Source organism: Pseudoalteromonas arctica A 37-1-2 (assembly GCF_000238395.3).
Classification (GTDB): domain Bacteria; phylum Pseudomonadota; class Gammaproteobacteria; order Enterobacterales; family Alteromonadaceae; genus Pseudoalteromonas; species Pseudoalteromonas arctica.
The window spans coordinates 2,097,971-2,119,870 of sequence record NZ_CP011025.1 but is presented as its reverse complement, the minus strand read 5'-3'; the positions used below and the strand labels follow the sequence as shown (position 1 = coordinate 2,119,870).

12 protein-coding genes are annotated in these 21,900 nt (G+C 38.1%); 8 read left to right on the top strand and 4 right to left on the bottom strand.

The window, feature by feature from the left end; translation table 11 throughout:
• Window positions 1-184: 184 nt before the first annotated feature.
• Both PARC_RS09495 and PARC_RS09490 read right to left on the bottom strand, forming a co-directional pair.
• On the bottom strand, window positions 185-1,288 hold the full coding sequence (locus tag PARC_RS09495) for an NHL repeat-containing protein (RefSeq protein ID WP_010554491.1): 1,104 nt from the start codon (window positions 1,286-1,288) through the stop codon (window positions 185-187).
• 77 nt (window positions 1,289-1,365) lie between these two features.
• Complete coding sequence (locus PARC_RS09490) at window positions 1,366-2,139, bottom strand: phytanoyl-CoA dioxygenase family protein (RefSeq protein WP_010554492.1); 774 nt, start codon at window positions 2,137-2,139, stop codon at window positions 1,366-1,368.
• A gap of 235 nt (window positions 2,140-2,374) precedes the next feature.
• Between PARC_RS09490 and PARC_RS09485 the strand changes: the two genes are divergently transcribed.
• From PARC_RS09485 to pbpC, 8 genes are all read left to right on the top strand, one after another.
• On the top strand, window positions 2,375-3,142 hold the full coding sequence (locus tag PARC_RS09485) for an IclR family transcriptional regulator (RefSeq protein ID WP_010554493.1): 768 nt from the start codon (window positions 2,375-2,377) through the stop codon (window positions 3,140-3,142).
• A gap of 251 nt (window positions 3,143-3,393) precedes the next feature.
• On the top strand, window positions 3,394-6,165 hold the full coding sequence (locus tag PARC_RS09480; RefSeq protein WP_021032104.1) for a TonB-dependent receptor: 2,772 nt from the start codon (window positions 3,394-3,396) through the stop codon (window positions 6,163-6,165).
• A 72-nt stretch (window positions 6,166-6,237) separates the two neighbouring features.
• Complete coding sequence (locus PARC_RS09475) at window positions 6,238-7,791, top strand: tryptophan halogenase family protein (protein ID WP_010554495.1); 1,554 nt, start codon at window positions 6,238-6,240, stop codon at window positions 7,789-7,791.
• Window positions 7,792-7,814: 23 nt separating this feature from the next.
• Complete coding sequence (locus PARC_RS09470; protein ID WP_010554496.1) at window positions 7,815-8,537, top strand: SapC family protein; 723 nt, start codon at window positions 7,815-7,817, stop codon at window positions 8,535-8,537.
• Between the two features lie 219 nt (window positions 8,538-8,756).
• A complete protein-coding gene (locus PARC_RS09465; protein ID WP_010554497.1) occupies window positions 8,757-9,236 on the top strand; it encodes a hypothetical protein in 480 nt (159 codons plus the stop codon).
• Window positions 9,237-9,263: 27 nt separating this feature from the next.
• Complete coding sequence (locus PARC_RS09460; RefSeq protein ID WP_007586160.1) at window positions 9,264-9,857, top strand: DUF1287 domain-containing protein; 594 nt, start codon at window positions 9,264-9,266, stop codon at window positions 9,855-9,857.
• 65 nt (window positions 9,858-9,922) lie between these two features.
• On the top strand, window positions 9,923-15,847 hold the full coding sequence (locus PARC_RS09455; RefSeq protein WP_010554498.1) for an alpha-2-macroglobulin family protein: 5,925 nt from the start codon (window positions 9,923-9,925) through the stop codon (window positions 15,845-15,847).
• Entirely contained in the window at window positions 15,828-18,209 is a 2,382-nt protein-coding gene (gene pbpC, locus PARC_RS09450; RefSeq protein ID WP_010554499.1) for a penicillin-binding protein 1C, read from the top strand. Before PARC_RS09455 ends, pbpC begins: the two co-directional genes overlap by 20 nt.
• 285 nt (window positions 18,210-18,494) lie before the next feature.
• Here pbpC and PARC_RS09445 read toward each other — a convergent pair whose 3' ends face one another.
• Both PARC_RS09445 and PARC_RS09440 read right to left on the bottom strand, forming a co-directional pair.
• Window positions 18,495-19,109, bottom strand: a complete 615-nt coding sequence (locus PARC_RS09445) for a GntR family transcriptional regulator (RefSeq protein WP_007586156.1) — start codon at window positions 19,107-19,109, stop codon at window positions 18,495-18,497.
• A gap of 172 nt (window positions 19,110-19,281) precedes the next feature.
• Window positions 19,282-21,621: a hypothetical protein gene (locus PARC_RS09440; protein ID WP_010554500.1), complete on the bottom strand. Its 2,340-nt coding sequence runs from the start codon at window positions 21,619-21,621 to the stop codon at window positions 19,282-19,284.
• Window positions 21,622-21,900 lie beyond the last annotated feature (279 nt).

Genomic DNA, 21,900 nt, shown 5'->3' with positions numbered 1-21,900 from the left:
GATAGCTTCGCAGTTTTTTATTTGTATCGCTACAACTGCCTAACACAATACAAATAAACTAATACTAAATATGCGAGGAATGGCTTTAGGTGTATTTTTGCTGTTAAGCCTGTGAGTTTTATGCTTTATAATGAGTACAAGGTACTCATTATTAAAAATAAACACTATTCTCAGAGCGTTAAACTTAGCATGGTTGTTTTATTAATTTAATTGGGTATGTTTTAGAGGAGTTCCACTGGCCTACATATAAGTTGTCGTCTTGATCTACGCAAATACAATGCACGTGATTAAAAATGTCCCCGTTACTTTGCATCGGCTGTAGTTCACCATTTTTGTACTGGGGTTGCGGTGCTCCTAAATTAGCTATGAGCGTGTTATTTTTATCAAATATACTAATAAAGCCAGAGTCGTCAGCATTTTTATTGTCAATATGCGACCAGCAAACAGGTGCATAAAATAGTTCGCCTTTGAACACGGGACCGCCAATATATGCCCCATTAGCGCTAATTCTATCAAGGTACTTACCATCAAACGAAAATACTTTTAAACATTGCTCAAAACGAGAGCTTACTATTAATGTGGGATTTGATTGATCGCGTAAGTCTACTTCAATACCGTGGGTGTTGTGTAAATTGTAATTTTCGTCATCATTATGGTGACCGCCCCAATGGTTTATATAGCGGCCTTGTTTATCATAATGCAGTAAAAAGTCGCTGCCATAACCATCGGTTACATATAAGTCCCCATTGGGGGCAATGGCAATATCAGTAGGGCGAAAAGGTTGCTCGGGTTTATAAGCACCGCACGTTTGTGGATGGCCAATACTGTAAATCAGTTTGCCATCTAAGGTCATTTTGGAAATAAAGCCAGCCTGTGGAATGACATTGTTAGTAGGGCTATCCCATTGCTCTGTGCTGTGACCATCCCAGTGGCGATTAACAATCCAGCCACTATCTACAACGTATAAAAATTCTTGCTCGCCTTCTTTTACAATTTTTATAGCGTGTCCACCAGGAAAAGAGCTTCCAAAAGCGTCAAGTAATTCACCGTTTTGGCTATACACTAAAATATTATTAGTCGTGTTATCGGTGATCATAAATATTCTCCCTTGTGAGTCCATCACCATCGCATGACAATTTTCTATAGGGTATTTATTGGGGTTTAACTTCCCCCAGTGGGCGTCTATTTTGTATTTAAATTGACCTTGGCCAATTATTTTCCCGTGCGGGTCTTCGTCATTTTTAGGAGTAGCGTGAGGTATAAGGTGTTTTTGCTCTGAGGTTAACATACAGAATTTTCCATATAAAAAAACCAGCTTATGCATTGGGCTATAATGCATAAGCTGGTTTAGGCTAGAAGGTTACTTTAAGTGCGTTCTTTTGTTTTAAAATTTAAAATAGCATCATCGTTAACGCGATTTAATGGATAATAAACAGCTTCGTTTTCTTTAAATGGTTGGTTGCTAATCGCATTGTAAGCACTGATCATTGACCAACGAGGTTCTGCAGCACGGTTTTGATTTGATTTATGCAGTAAATTACAGTGGAAAAACAGTACATCACCTGGTTCAAGTTCTACATTGATAAGTTCATGGTACTTCATTGCTTCTTCTACAAACTCTAAACAGGCGCCTTTTTGGTCACCCGTTTTACTGTGATCCAATCGTCCCAAATGATGTGAGCCTTTAAGTACTTGCAAGCAACCATTTTCTTGCGTCGCTTTATTAATGGCGACCATACAGCTAATTGATTTTGGATAAAGCATGTAGTTATCACGATGCCAGTAGCCAAAATCTTGGTGCCATTCCCAGGCACCACCTACAAATGGTTCTTTCATCATAATTTTAGTGCTGGTGTGGTACACCTCTTCGCCAATAAGTGTTTCGCATACTTCAATTAAGCGACGACCGCGAGAAAACATACTGTATAAATCGTCGCCTGTTTTTTGCCATAAACAGACTTTACTTACAGCGCCGTCGGCGTCTTTTTTGTCCCATGCTCGCTCATAGAGTGTATCGTCATTAAAAGCAGTTTGTTGTAATAGCTCAATTTCATCAGCGCTGTAGTAATTTTTGACAATAATATAACCATCACGATGAAAATCAGCTATTTGTTGTGGTGTTAAATAAGTGTGTGACATAAATATATTTCCATTTTCTCTTACAGTTGTATATTGTTAACAATGATTGCTCGGTTAAGCATTTAGGTCAAGCGTAATTTATATAAAAATATAGAATTCATATATGAATGGATTTTGTTTTATTAAGTTATTGATTTTAAATTATTATTGAAAATTTCAAGCTAAAAAAAAGTTTTAAATTTATATATAAACAAACGTATTGTTTATCAATTTTAAAAGGCATAAATAAGTACAAATGAACGATAAATCAAAAACTAAATATGCAGTTCCTGCTTTAGATAAGGGGTTGGATATATTAGAATTTTTAGCAAAAAATAAAAGGCCTTGTACACAAAGTGAGATAGCGGCTGGTATTTTAAAAACACCTAACGAAGTCTATAGAGTACTTATTGGGCTTGAAAAACGCGGTTATCTAATTCGCTCTGAAACCTCTGGTCGATATCATTTGTCATTAAAGTTGTATAATTTATCGCGAAGTATTTCACCAATGGATAATGTACTAAAATCGGCCTTGCCACATATGGAAGATCTAGCTGTAAATATTGAACAGTCATGTCATCTAAGTATGCTTTATCAAAGCCAAGCTATGGTGGTAGTGCAAGCGCGTAGCAAAAGCCCTATGCATTTGAGTATTGCAGAGGGGGCTTTATTTCCACTTAGTAGCTCAAGCGCTGGTAAACTGCTTTTAGCCAACAGTAATGACGAAGTGCGGCAAATGCTTATCGAACACGATGAAATTTACAGTGCTAGTAAAGACGCCTATAAAGCATTATTAAATGAGCTAAACACAATCAAAGTGCAAGGGCACATAATGCAAAGCAATCCACTTATCGCCGGAGTACACGATTTTAGTGTCTTAATTGGCAGGTCTAATGCAAATTTAATAGCTGCATTGACCATTTCTTCTTTTGACTCAACCCTAAACACTCACGCTAATAAACACAGTGTAATTAGCGAGCTTAAAAATACCGCCCAAAAAATAACCTCATTATTAGAGCGCTAATACCAACTAGCGCTTTTGTAGGGAGCAACCCGCTCAACAGTCATGCATAAGTCTCAGTACTTTACTGCTTGCTTACAATGTCGAATAAAAAACCAACGCTAACTGTAAAATAAATGGTCAATTTGTTTGACTTAATTAGCTAAACTAATTTATTGTAAAGTTAATTGTTAACAATATTATGATGACAATAATCATCCCGTAAATAATCCGTCAACGATTACACGTAATAAACACAATATTTAGGTGCAAAAATGACTAACACACAATTTAAATTAAATGCGATTTGCGCAGCAATGCTGATAACGTCTCCTGTAAGTTATGCCGCACAGGAAAACGAGACAACTGTACAAAGTGATGTTGAAGTTATCCAAGTAACAGGTATCAGAAGCGCATTAAGTAAATCTGCTTCAATAAAGCAAGATTCATCAGGCGTAGTTGATGCTATATCAGCAGAGGACATTGGTAAGTTACCTGATACTAACTTAGCTGAATCGCTGCAACGTATAAGTGGTGTATCAATCGACCGTGCAAACAATGAAGGCAACCAAGTTAGTGTCCGTGGTTTTGGTCCAGGTTTTAACCTTGTCACCTTAAATGGTCGTCAAATGCCTAACTCCTCTGTATTGCAAGAGGCGGGTGTTTCACGCAGCTTTAACTTTAGAGAAATAGCGGCTGAAAGTGTGTCGGGCGTAGCCGTTTATAAAACGGGCAAAGCGAATGTGGCCTCAGGCGGTATTGGCGCAACGATTAATATAAATACAGCAAAACCATTTGATTTTGACGGTTTTAAAGCATTTGCAAATGCAAAGGCAATTAAAGACACCAGTTCAGAGAAATCAAACGTAACACCAGAAATTTCGGGGATGGTTAGCCAAACATTCGCTGATGATACGTTTGGTGTTTTACTTGCCCTGTCGCATTCAGAGCGAGAAAGTGGCCGAGAGCGCGTAGGCACATCGCAAGGTTGGGTGCGTAACCGAGCAAATGCTGCAGGTGTTGATAGCAGTGCAATTGATACAACAGCTAATCCAACTGGTACTTATTGGGTACCTTGGACGCCAGAAATGGAGCGCTTTGAAACTAAGCGAGAACGCCAAAATGCGCAGTTGGTTTTACAGTACGCTCCTAGTGACAACTTAACGGCTACCCTTGATTACACTTTATCGCGCTTTGAAGAAATTAGTAACACAAATAAAATGGCATTTTGGTTCGATAACCCAACAGGCACCGCCGATGAAAATGGCACTTTAGTCGATATTAAAAATGCAAATGATGAGTTAAATTTTTGGGCGTGGGAACTCTACGAGGAAAAAGAAAACGATTCATTAGGCTTAAATTTAGCGTGGCAAGCAAGCGATTCATTGAAACTTACGTTTGACGCTCATAACTCTACATCGCACTCAAACCCAGATGGTGATACAGCTGAAACAATTGCAAATTTAAAGAATGTCCCAGGTTCGGTTAAATCCATCAGTGCTAACTTCTCTGGTGATATTCCGAGTATTGGGGTTGATGATTCAACATTGGCGGGTGGGGCTTACAACCCAGCTAATATTGTGTCAGATTTATATCAGCGCCGTGGCTATGAAATGAAAAATACCATTAAGCAGTATCATGCAAGTGGACAATGGGAGAATTTGAAGAGTGGGGCACTCAGCGCTATTAATTTTGGTGTAATGTATACCGATTATCAAATTGATACTTATCTTTCTGAGCAATTTTCATTTGTGGATATTCCCCTAGACAACTTAGGGCTAACCTTTGATGAACAAGGTGACTTTGCTGATGAGTTTTCAGGTTCGGATCAGCTATTTCCATTTATTCCACGTTACAGTGCCAACGATTTTGTAGATATTGTCAGAGATGAAGGATTATTTATTGAGCCAAATATTTCTACAAATGGGGTTGAGGAGCAAACGCTCGCGATATATGTATCATTTGATCTTAAAACCGAATTTAACGATATTCCAATTGATATGAATGTCGGTGTGCGCTACGAAGACACCGATGTAACAGGTTATTCAGTCAAGCCTGGGGTTGTTGCTTTTAACTATCGTCATGCTGAAGAGCTTCGCCCTGTATTTGCTGCAACAGCAACACCGCAGGAGCTTGAAGGTGGTTATACACGTATATTACCAAACTTTGATATAAGCGCCGACTTAGATGACGGCTTTAAAACTCGTTTTTCATATAGTCGTACTTTAGCCCGTGCAGGTATTGGTGGTATGTTCCCATCAACTACCATTAACGCCCGTCCTGAAGGACCGTTTAATGCATCGCAAGGTAACCCTAACTTATTGCCAATTACGTCAGATAACTTTGATTTTTCAGTTGAGTGGTATGGAGACGACGGAAGCTATGCATCGGTTGGTTACTTTAAAAAGTTTGTTGAAAACTTCATTGGTGCAGGCGTAGTGCAAGGTACGCTAAGTGATGTAAATGGCGAGCCGTTGCGCGATCCAAGTGTTAACCCTCGCCCTGGTTGTCCTGATAGTTCAGATACACCTAACCCAGCATGTTTAAGCCAAGCGTCAGACCCGATTGTTACATTTGATATAGCAACGCCAGATAATCTTCAAAATCGTGAAGTAGATGGTTGGGAATTAAATGCGCAGTACATGGTGCCTGATACAGGCTTTGGCGTCGTTGCTAATTATACGATAGTTAATAGCGATGAATCGTTTAAACCGTATGATTTTGACCAAACAATTGCACTAGCAGGACTAAGCGACTCAGGTAATTTGGTCGGCTTTTACGAAAACGATGATTACCAAGTTCGTTTAGCCTATAACTGGCGCGATGATTTCTTACTGTCTTTGGGAACTGAGCCTACATTTACAGAGGCGTACGGTCAGCTAGATTTTAGTTTTAATTACACCATTAACGACACCTTGGGTGTTAGCTTTGATGCACTTAATTTAACTAATGAAACAACACGCCGCCATGGTCGTTTTGCAGAGCAATTAGTATCTGCTGAGCAATATGGTCCGCGCTTTAGCATTGGCTTAAGTGCTAAATGGTAAGTTAGTTTTTGACAAATAATACAAAACGACAGCTCAGCGCTGTCGTTTTGCTTTTTAACTAACGAGGTTGCTATGAACGATGATATTAAATCAATAGTAATAGTTGGCGGTGGAACTGCAGGATGGCTAAGTGCAGGAATAATTGCGGCGTATTTGCAAAAACATCACAGCAAAAAAATAAATATAACGCTGTTAGAGTCCTCAGATATTCCTACAGTTGGCGTTGGCGAAGGAACTTGGCCTACAATGCGCAGAACCCTTAAAGACATGGGTATTCGTGAAACTGAATTTATAAAAAAATGTAATGTATCGTTTAAGCAAGGTGCTAAATTTGCTAAGTGGGTAACCGGAGAAAATGATGATTACTATTATCACCCGCTTGAGATACCTACGGGTATGTTTGAAAATAATTTAGCCACCAGCTGGCTTAATATTAATAACGCACAACCTCCTTTTGCCCAGTATGTAAGTGCGCAGCAATCAATATGCGAAAGTGGATTAGCTCCCAAACAAATCACCACACCCGAATTTAGTGCAATAGCAAATTATGCTTATCACTTGGATGCAGGCTTATTCGCTACATTCTTAAAAAACCACTGCATTGATAATCTTAATGTTAAACACATTGTAGGCACTGTCGTTGGTGTAAACAATTGCACAAATGGCGATATTAAAAGCGTTAGCCTTAATAATAAAATAGAGATAGCTGGGGATCTATTTATTGATTGCAGTGGCTTTAAATCGTTATTACTAGGTGAGAACTTAGGGGTCGGGTTTAAATCTTGTAAAGATGTATTATTTGCTGATAGTGCGCTAGCCATACACATGCCATACAAAGATGACGAACCAATATGCTCGCATACTTTATCTACAGCACAAACATCGGGCTGGATTTGGGATATAGGATTACAAACACGCCGTGGAATAGGGCATGTGTACTCTAGTAAACACATTAGTGATGAAGATGCTAAGCAGCAATTATTTGATTACTTAAATATTAATAAAGATCAGCAAAGCGAATACAAAGTTAAAAAGCTTAGTTTCGAACCAGGACATCGTGAAAAATTTTGGCATAAAAACTGTGTCGCAGTAGGCCTCTCAGCTGGTTTTTTGGAGCCACTGGAAGCCTCTGCTTTATTACTGGTAGAAATATCAGCCAATTTTGTTGCGCAGCAATTTCCGGCCAATAGGCATGTAATGAATATAACAGCGCAGCGTTTTAATCGCATATTTAGTTACCGATGGGAGCGAATAATCGACTTTTTAAAGTTGCATTATATGTTGAGTAAACGAACCGACAGCCCATTTTGGCAAGCGCACTGTCATCAAAATACTATTCCACAAAGCTTAAAAGATAATTTATCACTTTGGGAATATCATACACCAAGCGATAACCACTTTGATCATTCACAAGAAGTGTTTCCAGCAGCAAGCTATCAATATGTGATGTATGGCATGGGGTTTACAGGCTCAAGCGAACTGTATGGCAACTCAGAAAGTTATTTTAAAAAGGCCATTGCGCTTGTTAATAACAACCAGCAATACACCCAAAAATTACTTAATAAATTACCTACCAATAAAGCATTATTAGCGCAAATTAATCAATTTGGTATGCAGCAAATATAGTTAAAACATAAGAGCGACACACTATGACAAACTCAGTATTACTCGATAAAAATACACATAAGTACACTCGCATTAAAACTGAACGCGGTACACAATACGGCGAAGCAGTAAACTACATTCCGGTTGTTGCCGATGAGCTTGCTCAACTTGCATTAGACTACCCAGTCTATTTTATGAAGAACAATCAAACTGGCCAGTTTGAACTATATGCTTTAACTGGCTTTGATGAGGGGCAAAACTTATTTTTACAAAATGATATATGGCTTGCCACTTACGTACCTTTACACTTACAGCGACAACCATTTAAGCTAGGAATAGGAAATAAACTTACTAACAAGACCGAGCAAACAGATCTCGCTGTTACAATTAACGAACAACACCCAAGAGTAAATAATAGTGAGGGAACACGGTTATTTAACGAAACAGGGGAGCCAACCACATATCTAAATAATGTGAGTGAGCAATTGATAAGGCTTATGCATGGCGGCGAACGTACAACCGCTTTTATCAATACCTTACTAAAACACGATTTAATTGAAGCAGTGCAGCTAAACATCACTAAATCAAATGGCAAAACACAAGGCTACAATGGCTTGTATTCTATTGCCGCAGATACACTACAACAACTACCGACAGAAACACTAAACGTTTTGCACTCAATGGGTTACATACAAGCTTGCCATCTAATCTTATGTTCAAGCGGGCATATTCAAAAATTAGTAAAATGGTTACACGATTTAAAATAGGTTTTTTATTAATTAGCGTTATTTACCCCCACTGGTTTTATGTGCATTAGTTTATGCTGATACCGATGAAATAATAAATGAACTACAACTGGACACTATTATAAGTTCACTTCTTAGGTTTTGGAGTTCGATTATTCGCCTTGGTTTTGGTATCATTTAACTTATCGGCTTATATCGCAATGGGAAAGGTCAAGCCAGTAAACATTGATGATTAAGAGAATGGACGTGCTCGAACAAATAGAACAATGGATTGATGCAACAAATATTAAATATAAAACCCAAAGAATTAGCTGTGAGAAATTTGCTAGTGAGTTTGCAGGGTTTTATCCTGTCGAATTTTTAAAAAATGCCTTTTACGTTATTGTCGATGAAATACCCAAACCTAACTTTCCTTTTTTGCGTGAAATGGGATTAGACTATTTTATTGACATGGATGCCGCAGGTACTACATACAAAAACACTTATTACATGCTTCCTTACGTAGCTGATAATTTAGCTGTGCATTTTCATGAACTTGTTCACGTAGCCCAATGGAGTGAACTTGGGGCCGAGGCTTTTATGTTGCGTTACATAACCGAAATTCAGCAGGTTGGTTATGCAGCTGCGCCACTTGAAGTCATGGCGTATGGTCTTGATAAGCACTTTACAAATAATGGCAAGAAAATAAACGTGCCTGAACACGTGGTTCAAGCGTTGTAGTCAATTAACATTTTCAAAGGATTGCATATGACACGCTTTACTGTTTTTTTACTGAGCTTACTTAGTGTAAATGCCTATGCGGCATCGTTTGATGACGATATTGTGGCTGCGTTACTTGAAAGAACAACACATAACGTTACCTACGATGGGTCTTATCGCTCTATTGCTTATCCGGGTGGCGATGTGCCCGCTAATGTAGGAGTGTGTACCGATGTAGTTATTCGATCATATCGACTTTTAGGTATTGATTTGCAAAAGCTTGTGCATGAGGACATGTTAAAAAGCTTTGAGCTATATCCCTCTAAGCGTATTTGGGGTTTGACCAAACCGGATAAAAATATAGACCACCGCCGTGTGCCAAACTTACAGGCTTACTTTAAAAATCATGGCCAAGTGCTCGCTAAATCAAGTAACGTGAACGACTATAAAACGGGTGACATTGTAACGTGGATGCTGCCAGGTAATTTGCCGCACATTGGGATGGTTGTGAATGAGTTAGCAAAAGACACAGGGAATCCATTAATTGTTCATAATATTGGTCGAGGACCTGAAAAAAGCGACATGCTTTTCGATTTTAAAATTACGGGGCATTACCGTTTCGTCCCACAAGAATATAAATAACCAGATTATAAGTATGAGTTCTCTCATTTATTGATATTGCAGTATAAAGAAAAAGGATTTTGAACGTGAATACAAAAACCGATTCAAAAGAGGCTAACCCAAAAGAGGTTAATCTTAAACAAAGTAAACTCGCTCCCAAAATAGCTAGCTTATTTATGAGTATTGCTTTTTCAGCCATAGGAACGGGTTTGTTTAGTTTGGTTGCAAGCTTACTTGGCAACGTAAATGTAACCGAAAAAACAGTTGGCAGTGTGTGGGTTTTACTGACTACATTTTTTGTTATTTTAAATGTATTTGGTGTCATTATTTGGCATAAACCGAAATGGTTAATTACTGCTATAAATAATGTGCTTAGGTTTGCTAAAGAGCGCAAAACAGCATTTTTTAGCACCGTGCTAATGTTGATATTAATTATAGCAGGCTATTGTTTTTTTCTTTCCTTACCACAGCCAATTAGTTACAAAGCAACTCACTCTACACCTGCTGTTACCACTTTATCTGAAGTTTTAAACCCTGAACCGCTTTATATTGATTTTACTCCCGTTTTAGATGATGTAGAAAACACGGATGCAGTGTCTTACTCTGTCGCAAAGCTTGCGCTTGTTGGCAAAGTGATTCCCACAGGTATAAAAGTCACGCCTGAGCTAATTGGACAGTGGTCTTGGAATAGTGAAAGCCAGCTTAAATTTGTCCCCAAGCAAGATTGGTCAGCAGGGCAAGAATATAAGGTACGTTTTGATTCATCTATTTTTAAAAGTGATATACATCTAAGCGATAATGAGCATGTATTTAAAACTCCCAACTTTGAACTAACACTAAGCTCGCTCGCTTTTTATCAAGATCCTAACGTTAAAAAAAGTCACAAGGTGGTTGCAACATTAAAAGCGACTCACCCAACAGATATAAGTACCATAAAAAATAATTTAAAGCTGACTCAATCACTTGAGCAAGATGGCAAGAACGAACTCGCACAATATAAATTTGATGTTACTTACGACAAGCATCAACGAGAGATTTACATTACTTCAGAGCAAATACGTATTCAAGATACCGAAAGCTATCTGTATTTTGTTCTTAATAGCGGTGTAAAGCCGGTTATGGGTCCTTCTCAAGCAACAGAAGAGATTAAAGACGCCGTGTTGATCCCAAGTGTAAATAGCTTTTTTAGAGTAAATACGGCCAATGTGTTGATGGTAAAAAATACGCAAGGGGAACCCGAACAAACACTTGTTTTAGACTTCACAGATGATATTTCATCGCAAGATGTGGTTAGTAAAACGGTTGCTTACGTATTACCGACTAAAGATTCAAAAGGTAACTATAAGTACTTCGGTAGTCCACGAGAAGTTACTGATGCAGTGCTTAAGCAATCTCAAAAAGTTAAGTTAAATGCGATTCCTACCGCGCAAGATACAACTAAGTTACACAGTTTTACGTTTGACGCCCCTCAAAACCAGCAAGTTTATATCGCGATTGATAAGGGATTAAAGTCGACGGGTGAGTTTACGATGGTGAATAAATACGACACTATTTTAGATACGCCGGCTTATCCGACACAAGTAAATATTATGTCTAAGGGCTCTATATTATCAAAAAATGGCGATCATAAATTGTCATTTTTGACCCGCGGTGTAAACGCACTTCACGTTAAAGTAGGTAGGGTAGAAGCCAATCAAATTAACCACCTTATAAGTCAAACCAGTGGTGATATTTCTAATCCAGAATTTAATAATTATTACTTTACAGAAGAAAACATAAGTTCAATTTTTACCAGACAAGTTAATTTAAAATCGGAGCACCCTAAAAAAGCGGTCTATTCATCTATTGATTTGAGTAGTAAGTATAATGAGTCAGTTGGTTTAGGCTTATTTTTTATAAATGCTCAAGCGTTAAATACAGAAGATAATTACGTATATGGCCCCCAAGAAAAACGACTTATCCTTATTACTGATTTAGGTATTTTGGTAAAAAATAATGCAGATGGATCTCGCGATATATTTGTCCAATCTATTGAAACAGGAAAACCGGTAGCAAAAGCGAAGGTGTCGTTATTGGGTAAAAACGGATTAGTTATTTTAAATGCTAAAACAGATTCTGAGGGGCACGCATTTTTCGACAACACAACGTGGTTTACTGATGACCAAACTCCCGTTGCTTTTGTAGTCGAAACTAAAAGTGACATGTCTTTTATTCCTTATAATCGCTATGCTCGAATGGTTAACTACTCTCGGTTTGATACCGGAGGTGTAAGTTCTGGGCTCAGTGGTAGTAATAAAATAGATGCGTTTGTTTTTTCTGACCGTGGAATTTATCGACCAGGCGATAGTGTTAAACTTGCCACGATTGTGAAGCAACAAAACTTTGCAAAACTGGGCGATATACCGCTTGAACTTATAATTACCGATCCTAAAGGGACAACTGTTTATAATAAACGAGTGAGCTTAGATAAGTATGGATTGCTTGATTTTGACTTTAAAACACAAAATAGCGCCAATACCGGAACGTATTATGTATCGGTCCAACTTATTAAAAATAATAATAGCCGCGACCAATTAGGCAGTACTCAGTTTAAAGTTGAAGAGTTTGTACCCGATAGATTGAAAATTAGTAGTCAATTTTCTCAATCATCTGCAAAGGGGTGGGTAAACAGCTCAAAATTTAAAGCATTGGTGAGCCTTCAAAACTTATTTGGTACACCTGCTCAAAATAGACGTGTTACTGCTGATTTACGTTTATCTCCAGCTGGTTTTTACTTTAATGAATACAAAGATTATGTGTTTTCTGATCCCCACAGTGAAGGAAAAAATATTAGACACAGTTATGAATCATTAACCGAAACCAAAACTGATGAACAAGGCAAGGCAGAATTTGATATTGACTTAACTCGCTATGAGGCAGGTACTTATCAGTTAAATTTTGCAGTACAAGGGTATGAAGAAGGCGGTGGTAAAAGTGTTCGTGCAAGCAGCTCGGTGCTTGTTTCACCCGTTGAGCAGTTAGTTGGTTATAAAGCCGATGGCGATTTAAGCTACATATCAAAAGAGTCAAAACGTGTTGTAAAATTTATTAATATTAATTCAGAAACTGAGCAAGTAGCTCGTGATGATTTATCGCTAAATTTAATAGAACAACAATATGTATCTACGTTGGTGCAACAAAATAACGGCACTTATAAGTACCAATCGGTTAGAAAAAACAAACAGATATCAAGCAACCCGTTTTACATTAAACAAGATGGCGCAAACTACGAATTACCCACTGCTGAACCAGGTGATTACTTAATAGAACTCGTTGATGGCAAAGGGAATACCGTTAGTAGGGTATCATTTACGATAACCGGCACGGGTAACTTAGCGGGTAAGCTTGAAAAGAATGCTGAACTGCAAGTTCAATTAAATAAACCGGATTACAAACCGGGCGAAACAATTGAAATAAGTATTGTAGCGCCTTATGTTGGCTCGGGTTTAATTACAATTGAAACTAATAAAGTACACGCTTTTAAATGGTTTGAGAGTAAAACAACAAGTAGCATACAAACCATAACGTTACCTCAAGGGATAGAAGGCAATGCGTATGTTAATGTTTCATTTGTTCGAAGCCTTGAATCGAAAGAAATATTTACAAGCCCATTAAGCTACGCAGTTAAACCATTTGCGATTGATCGTAGTAAACGCGCAATAGGTTTTGACGTAAACATACCTGATAAAGTAAAACCAGGTGACGATTTAGTCATTTCATATAGTGCCAAATCACCTTCACGTGTTCTGTTATTTGCTGTAGATGAAGGTATTTTACAAGTGGCGAATTATCGGACGCCAAAGCCGTTAAATCACTTCTTACAAAAACGTGCTTTAGAAGTCAGTACCATGCAAATTGTTGATCTTATTTTACCTGAATTTAAACTAGTGCAAGAGCTTGCAGCTGCGGGTGGTGGTTATGCAGAATCAATGGCAATGAACCGCAAGAGCAAGCAACTTAACCCGTTTTCTCGTAAGGTACAAAAACCAGTCGCATTTTGGTCTGGTATTTTATCGGCTGATGCTAAAACGAAAAAACATACGTTTACTATCCCAGATACTTTTGCAGGTCAGGTACGTGTAATTGCTATTGCCGTAAATGACGAGGGTGTTGGTGTTAAAGAAAGTACAACACTTGTGAAAGGGCCCTTTATATTAACTCCTAATGTATTAACGACAGCAGCACCAGGCGATGAGTTTGATATTGTACTTGGTATTGCTAATGGCGTTGAGGATTCAGGTAAACAACTGCCAATTACGGTAGAAGCGCTTACTTCAAGCAACATTGAAATAATAAGCGATAAAAAATTAACGCTAAATATTGATGAAAAATCAGAAGACACATTAACGTTTAGAGTGAAAGTGCTTGATAAGCTTGGCGCTGCATCAATTACATTTACTGCGTTATCGGGTGACAATGTTAGCCAACGCACGGCAACGTTAAGTGTGCGCCCTGCGGTTGCATTTGTTAGTAGCTTTGAAAGTGGCTTTAGTGAATCAGGTAAAAAAGAAATAGCGGTTTCGAGACAGCTATATCCTAACTTATCACAAAATAATATTACCGCTTCACAAAGCCCGTTAGCGCTTGTTGATGGTCTTATTAGTTATTTAGATAACTTTCCTCATATGTGTACCGAGCAAGTAGTGAGTAGTGTGTTTCCGGTGCTGAGTTATTTAGAACACCCAAGTTATATGGGTGATGTATCTTATAAACATGAGCGTATAAACAACTTAATAGATACCCTTCGTCAACGTCAGTTACCTGATGGCAGATTTATGTTATGGCCGGGTAATTCTAGTGCATCTATTTATTCTTCTCTTTATGTTATGCATTTTTTATTAGATGCAAAAGAAGCGGGCGTAGCAATACCTTATGATATGTGGAGCAGTGGTTTTGAAGGTGTGCGCAGTATAGCGAGCGGATCTTTAGAGACGAATGACAGAAACCGCGCTTATGCCATTTATTTGCTAACACGACAAGGTGAGGTAACAACTAATTACTTATCTGATTTAGAAAAAAGTGTAAATGCGAGTAATAGCAAAGTATGGCAACAAGATATAACGTCCGCGTTTATGGGCGCAACTTATCAGCTATTACGTGCTAGCGACAAAGCGCAAGCACTGATCCATAGCTATAAAATTGGGCAAGATACCCAGCACGATAATTGGGGCGCTTACGACTCACGTTTAGCTCACGACGGACAGTATATTTATTTGTTATCAAAACATTTTCCTGCTCGCTTAAAGCAGTTAACTAAAGATGATTTGTTTAATGTCGTTGACCCTATTTTTAAAGGAGACTACAACACGTTGTCGTCTGCTTGGTCTGTACTTGCTATGACGGCATACTCAAAAGTTGCGTTATCACAAGCCCAGCCTGAAAATGTAAAAATAATGGCAACAACGACAATGGCAGAAAAAAAGGCATTAGACGTAACCTATACACCTTATCCTAAAGCCTCGTTTTTAAATGACGTTAAAACGCTTGATGTATTAGCGCCACCTCGCTCATTTTACATGATGAGCCAAGCTGGTTTTGATACAAACGTGCCACAAAAGTCATTAAGTAATGGTTTAGAAGTTGTCAGAGAATACCAAGACGATAAAGGTAATGTGATAACCACCGCTGTTCAAGGTCAAGAACTAAACGTTGTATTACGAGTGCGTAGTACAACGGGTAAAAATATTTCGGATGTTGCTGTTATTGATTTACTACCTGGTGGGTTTGAAGTACTCAGAGACAGCGTTCGCAATAGTTATAATCGCTGGACCTCTGATTATAAAGATATACGAGAGGATCGCGTTATATTATATGGCAGCTTTGGCGATAGCATGACTGAGCTTACTTACAAGATTAAGGCTACTGCATCTGGCAGCTTTGTAGTGCCATCGGCTTATGCTGAATCTATGTATGATTTAAGTATTAAAGCGCACTCAAAATCGGGTCGTTTTGATGTTACCGTCGCTAAATAAAAAGCTTAGTTTTATAATAAAAACGGCTTTTTTTACAACAGCACTGCTTGCAGTGCTGTTGTATTTATTTACTCCAAAGCCGGATATTACCCAACCCAATGCTTACTCAACGGCTTTTTACGATAGCAGTGATAAATTACTTCGTTTAAATTTAGCCGCAGACGATAGATATAGATTATGGACGCCAATAGATAAAATCCCTTTGAGCGTTCAACAAGCTACTTTATTGTATGAAGACCAAGACTTTTATGAGCATATTGGTATCGATTTTATTGCTTTAATAAATGCGTTTTATACTAGCTATATTAAAAGAAGTCACCGAGTCGGTGCGTCAACAATAACAATGCAAGTAGCCCGGTTGCACTTTGGGATGAATACGCATGTTATTTTTGGAAAAGTAGAACAAATACTTCGAGCGTTACAAATTGAGAGACACTACAGTAAAAACCAAATACTCGAGGCGTATTTTAACTTAGCGCCTTATGGATCAAATATTGAAGGTGTCGGTGCAGCCAGTTTAATTTATTTTAAGAAACCAGCTATTGATCTTAATTTACCTGAGTCATTATTACTTAGCTTAATCCCGCAAAACCCAACCAAACGAAATCCCATTAAAAAATCGGCTAAACTGGTATTGCTAGAAACAAGAAAAAAACTGTTTACTCGTTGGCTTGAAAAGTACCCAGACGATAAACACTGGCTAGCAGCTATGCAATTACCGATAAAGGTATATGCCTCTTCAGACTTGCCTTTTGAAGCTCCACATTTTATTGATAATTTACAAAGCGAGTACCCGCACCTAAAGCCTGGAGAATATAAAACGTCGATAGACCTTAATTTACAAAACTTACTTCAGCGCCATGCAAGAAATTACATTAATCGCAGGCATAGAGACGGGCTTAGTAATACGTCTGCTATTTTACTAAATTATAAAACTATGGAAGTAGTTGCTGAATTAGGCTCTGTGGATTTTTTTAATAATGACATTAGCGGTCAAGTAAATGGTGTAAGAGCTAAGCGTTCACCAGGTTCAACCCTTAAACCATTTATTTATGCGCTTGCTATAGACGAAGGGTTAATTCATCCATTAACGCTTGTAAAAGATGCCCCCAAACGCTTTGGAGGATATACACCAGAGAATTACGATCAGCAGTTTTTAGGGCCTATATCGGCTACTGAATCGCTAGTGCTGAGCCGTAATGTGCCTGCTGTTAATTTGATGTATCGCTTACAAAAAGTTGGGCTATACGATTTACTCGTTGCAGCCGATATTAAAAAGCTTCAGCCCAAAGAGTTTTATGGTTTAGCGCTTGCGCTGGGCGGCAGTGAAGTAACGATGCTAGAGCTCGTTAAGTTATACGCCATGTTAGCTAATTTAGGGGTGTATAAGGATGAAGTTATATTAAAAAAAGACGCCACTGTTATTAACGAAAACAACCCAAATAATCAAAACAATCATATCAAGCAACTCATCAGCCCAGAGGCAGCCTACCTGACTTTACAAATGCTAAGTGAAAATAGTGCAGTTGATGAAATCTCATTTCAAAAAGAAAGAAGACAATCATACCCTGTATATTGGAAAACAGGTACTTCATTTGCTTTTCGCGATGCATGGTCAGTAGGTATTGTTGGTCCGTATGTTTTAGCTACATGGGTGGGTAATTTCTCAGGAGAAGGGCACCCATCTTTTATTGGGCGACAAGCAGCCGCGCCTTTATTTTTTGAAATAATACGTTCATTAGATAGTTACGGCTTAATCAAAGGCAATATAAAACCAGGTGGTTTAAATATTACAGAAGTAGATATTTGTTCAACAACAGGTGATTTACCTAATGTGCATTGCCCTAAAACAGAAAAAGGGCTTTTTATTCCAGGTAAGTCGCCAATTAAAGTGTCCGATGTACATCGTGAAATTTATATTGATAAAGTATCGGGATTACGTGCTTGTCAGTATGTTGAATCTACAACTACAAAGGCAGTTTATGAATTTTGGCCATCTGACTTAGTCAGATTATTTAAACAAGCAGGCATTGTTAAACGCCAGCCTCCACCTTATTTAGATTCCTGCTTAATTAATGACACGAGTACACGAGGCTCAGCACCGAGTATTACATCCCCGAGTAATTTAATTAGCTACACGATAAGAGCCAGTAAATTGAAGCAAGAAGGCCTGCCTTTTAGCGCAATCACAGATACAGATTCACGTATTTTATATTGGTTTGTAGATAACAGCTTTGTTGGTAAAGTAGAGCGAGATACGCCTTTTTTCTGGCACCCGCAAGTAGGCGAATTTGACGTAAGAGTGGTTGATAATTTAGGGCGTAGCGCATCAGTCTCAATGCGTGTAAAGCTCGTTCAGTGATATTGAGTGTTCATGCATTTAATGTAATAAATAAAGGGTAGTTTTTTATAACTGAAATTTATATAAACTAGGGTGATTTACTCTTTCTTACCTACATGGATGATGGTAAGGGGCGTGAGCTGGATGCGGAGGTTTTGCTCGGTAGCCCACTAGACTACAAATCTCGGGCCGCGATTAAATCGGCTCCTAGATTGAACAAATTTCAATCCACAAAGATCAACATGCCCTTATGACTTCATAGCCGCTAGTTTATATAACGGAGTATCAAAATGACTTCGAAAGTAGTTATTTGATATTATGTTTTACAGCCTTAACTGCTGCAGCGCTATCTTGAGCTTTAAGTGCTTCTAAAATAGCGCGATGCTCATTAACACACTCAGAGCTTGAGGTAATACGTTTGTAGTTTAAACGCATACGCATGACATACGGATACCAAATATTTACCAGCTCTTCGCCCCCAGCTTGGTATATTAAATACTGATGAAACGAAATATCGATTTTAGTTACTTCGGTATAATCTTCGCGATCGAGTGCGTCTTCTAGAGATGCTAAGATACCTTCAAGTTCAGCAATGTTTTGCTCAGTTAAATTACCGTTTAACTCTGTGATTGCGTACTCTTCTATGCTGCGACGAAGTTTAATCATTAAACGCTGTAGCTTAGGCTCTAGTACGCTGTTGACTGATGCGCCACAATTGTTTCGCGAAATCAACAGACCTTCTTTTGTTAATTGCAAAATCACATCTCGAATTGGACCTCTGGAGAGACCAAAGCGCTCTGCCAGCTCTTTTTCATTTAACTTAGTTTGTGGTGGCATTTCACCAGAGATTATATCTGAACGTAATTGTTCAGCGATTTGATCTTTTACAGACAAAATTTTTGTTGCTCTGTTACCAGCCATATTTATTCCTAGATTTAATTTACTTTATGTGACCTTAGCTACGGTTAATAAATAGTCGTTATTCGAGTTAAGATCATGTACTTATCTCAGTGTATATAAAAAAAAAGGAATGGTCTATTGTTAACACATTACAACAGACCAATAAATATACAATTAAATGATGAATGTGTAATTATTTTTTAAATCGTCGCTCATACATAGACTCATTCATCGCTTTAGCGGCTTCAATCATTTCAATGTAGGGTCTATCAGTGACACTTATAAAGCCTACATTATAATTTTCGCCATCGTAAGCCCTGCCTGTAATCGGAGAATCTATATACTGAAACCAATGAGCACCTATAAAGTAGGGGTTGTCGATCACTGAGTTCATATAATCGGTATACATATTTGCTCTGTCTTGTTGATTAGCCGCATGTATTAACCCAGGATGAAATAATCCTGAATCAGATGAACCAACATGAAACTCACCAATTATAGCGGGTTTGTCAAATTGTGATAAAAACGCCCACTTGTCATCCCTTAGACCTTCTTTGTATGCGTTAAAACTTATTACATCAACATATTTAGCCGAGGCTTTAACAACTTCTATAGGCATGCCCCAATCAGGAAAACGCGCACCTAAATACATATGATTTGGTAGGTATTTATCCATAGCGGCATTTACCACACTAAAGTACTTATCAGCATAGGCGGTGAGTAATATAGAAAAATCGACAAGCTGCTCTTCATTTTTTATATCAACCGTTACACCTTTGTCAAACTCAACCCATGAAGCTAAGTTTAAGTGCCATACCTTATTAAGTTTAGCGACATCAGTATATTTTTCTTTCATTAAGCGAGAAAATTCAGCTTTAGTAGGCACTGTTTTAGCATCACGGCCTAATGTGTTTATTACAATACCATAATGGCTTTTAACAGAATCAGGGCGGCCAAAGCTTTTTTCGTTATCAATGAATACACCTACTGCCCAAGGCGAATTTTTAACTTCTTTTGCAACAACACTAACGGTTTCGTTAGCACGCACTGTAAATTCAGGGTCGAATACATCCGGCATGGCTCCCCAAAAATCGTTTCCGCTTGATACGGTTTTAAAGTCACCGATAATCCAACCATTGGCAAAGTAGGGCACTTTTTGATTATCGTAGTAGCTTGGATCTGTCCAGTTGCCTAATGAACTAAAGCCCCATGTAATCATTCTATCGAGGGTAACTTCTCGCCATTTTTGCATGTAATCTGCATTATTTTGACCATATTTACGTTCTAAATTAGCTGCGTAAAAGCTATATGTTTCGCCGTGTTCTAACGGACCCGAATGCGCACTTTTACGATAGCCAAAATGTTTACCGAGTGGATCGGTATAATCAGGTAGCCATTCAAATAAATTTTTACGCACTTGTGACGCTACAAAGCGGCTTTTAAGCGCTTCTTTATTTACTTGGTTTAACCCTTTTGAATCCTCAGGTGTTACACCTGCATTAGCTGGTTTAGCCAACAACGCTTGATCAAAATCGTAACCCGTTAGTGTTGTTGAGTTTGCAAGACGAATAATATCAATTCCAGTTGCAAGGTATAAATAGCCATCAGGGTCGACTAATGACCATTTATCATTATATTTAGCCGCTCTAAAATAACCAGTAGCTTCTAATTTTGGACCTTCTGCCCAGCCACCAAAGCGTGAGCGATTAGTAGGGCGTTTAGAAAGTAACTGTGCTGCTTCTTGTTTTTTGTCGCTCAATAGCTCGGCTTCTGAATGTACCTTCCCTGAAAATTCTTGTTTTGCATTTTGGCCAAATTCATCAACAATCTTGGTTAAAAAAGCAGTATTAAATTGAGGGTTTTTACGAAGTGAAATAGATTTTATTGCCAGCTCTTTGTCATGCAATGTACTTTGCACGCTAATTGCTATTTTAGCGATGCCTTTTAAGTTAAGATTTTTTTTACCCCACATAGAAATAAACTGTACCTCATCAGACTCCCACGTATCTGGGTTAGAGCGAAGTCCTGAGGTAAAGTTAAGTTCTACATTTTCTTTGCCATCGGGCGTTGCAAGGTCGTGGCCGTCAAGTTTTGCGTAATACGTGTTGTATCCACCTACTGGCACATTAACGCTACGCGTATAGTTAGCACCGTCAATATCGGAGATATCTAAATAAATTTGTACAGAGTGTGTTCCTGGGTTTGCCAATTCAAAGGCAAGATTAAAATCACTAAATTCACTCCAATCCCAAGGTTTTTCCGGTGAAAAAACAATACTGGCGTACGAATTTTTCTTAGATTGAAATGTCACATCTAATACAGAGTTTTCTGCCTTTACAGTGGCTGCATTACTTTTGTATTGAACTGGGGTTAGCTGTGTGTGTGCAGCATCAGCAAATAAATACATTAATGCATCTGCTGAATTAACCTCTGTAGGCTCATTGGTTGGTTTTTCAACCTTGATTTCTTGTTGGTTACAGGCACTTAGCGCAAGCAAGAGCGATGTGAGTAGTATGTTCTTTTTATATTTCATTGCTGTTCAACCTTTAATTACAATTTAACATACCATACAACAAAAAAACAAAATTGAATATTGTTGACAATGTGCAATTTGTGTTTTTGTGTGTCATTTATAATAAACTTTTGATTTTGTTTAACTAATTTTTAATGTTAATTGTAAAAGAATTTAAGTTAAAGCATGATTTCTTAAAATAGATGTTGCAAGTGCGTTAATTTTGAAATAGTCTCGAAGTCATTACTCATGGTTAATTGTTAACAATATTGGGTTTTGACACTAGCACTCGCTTTATTC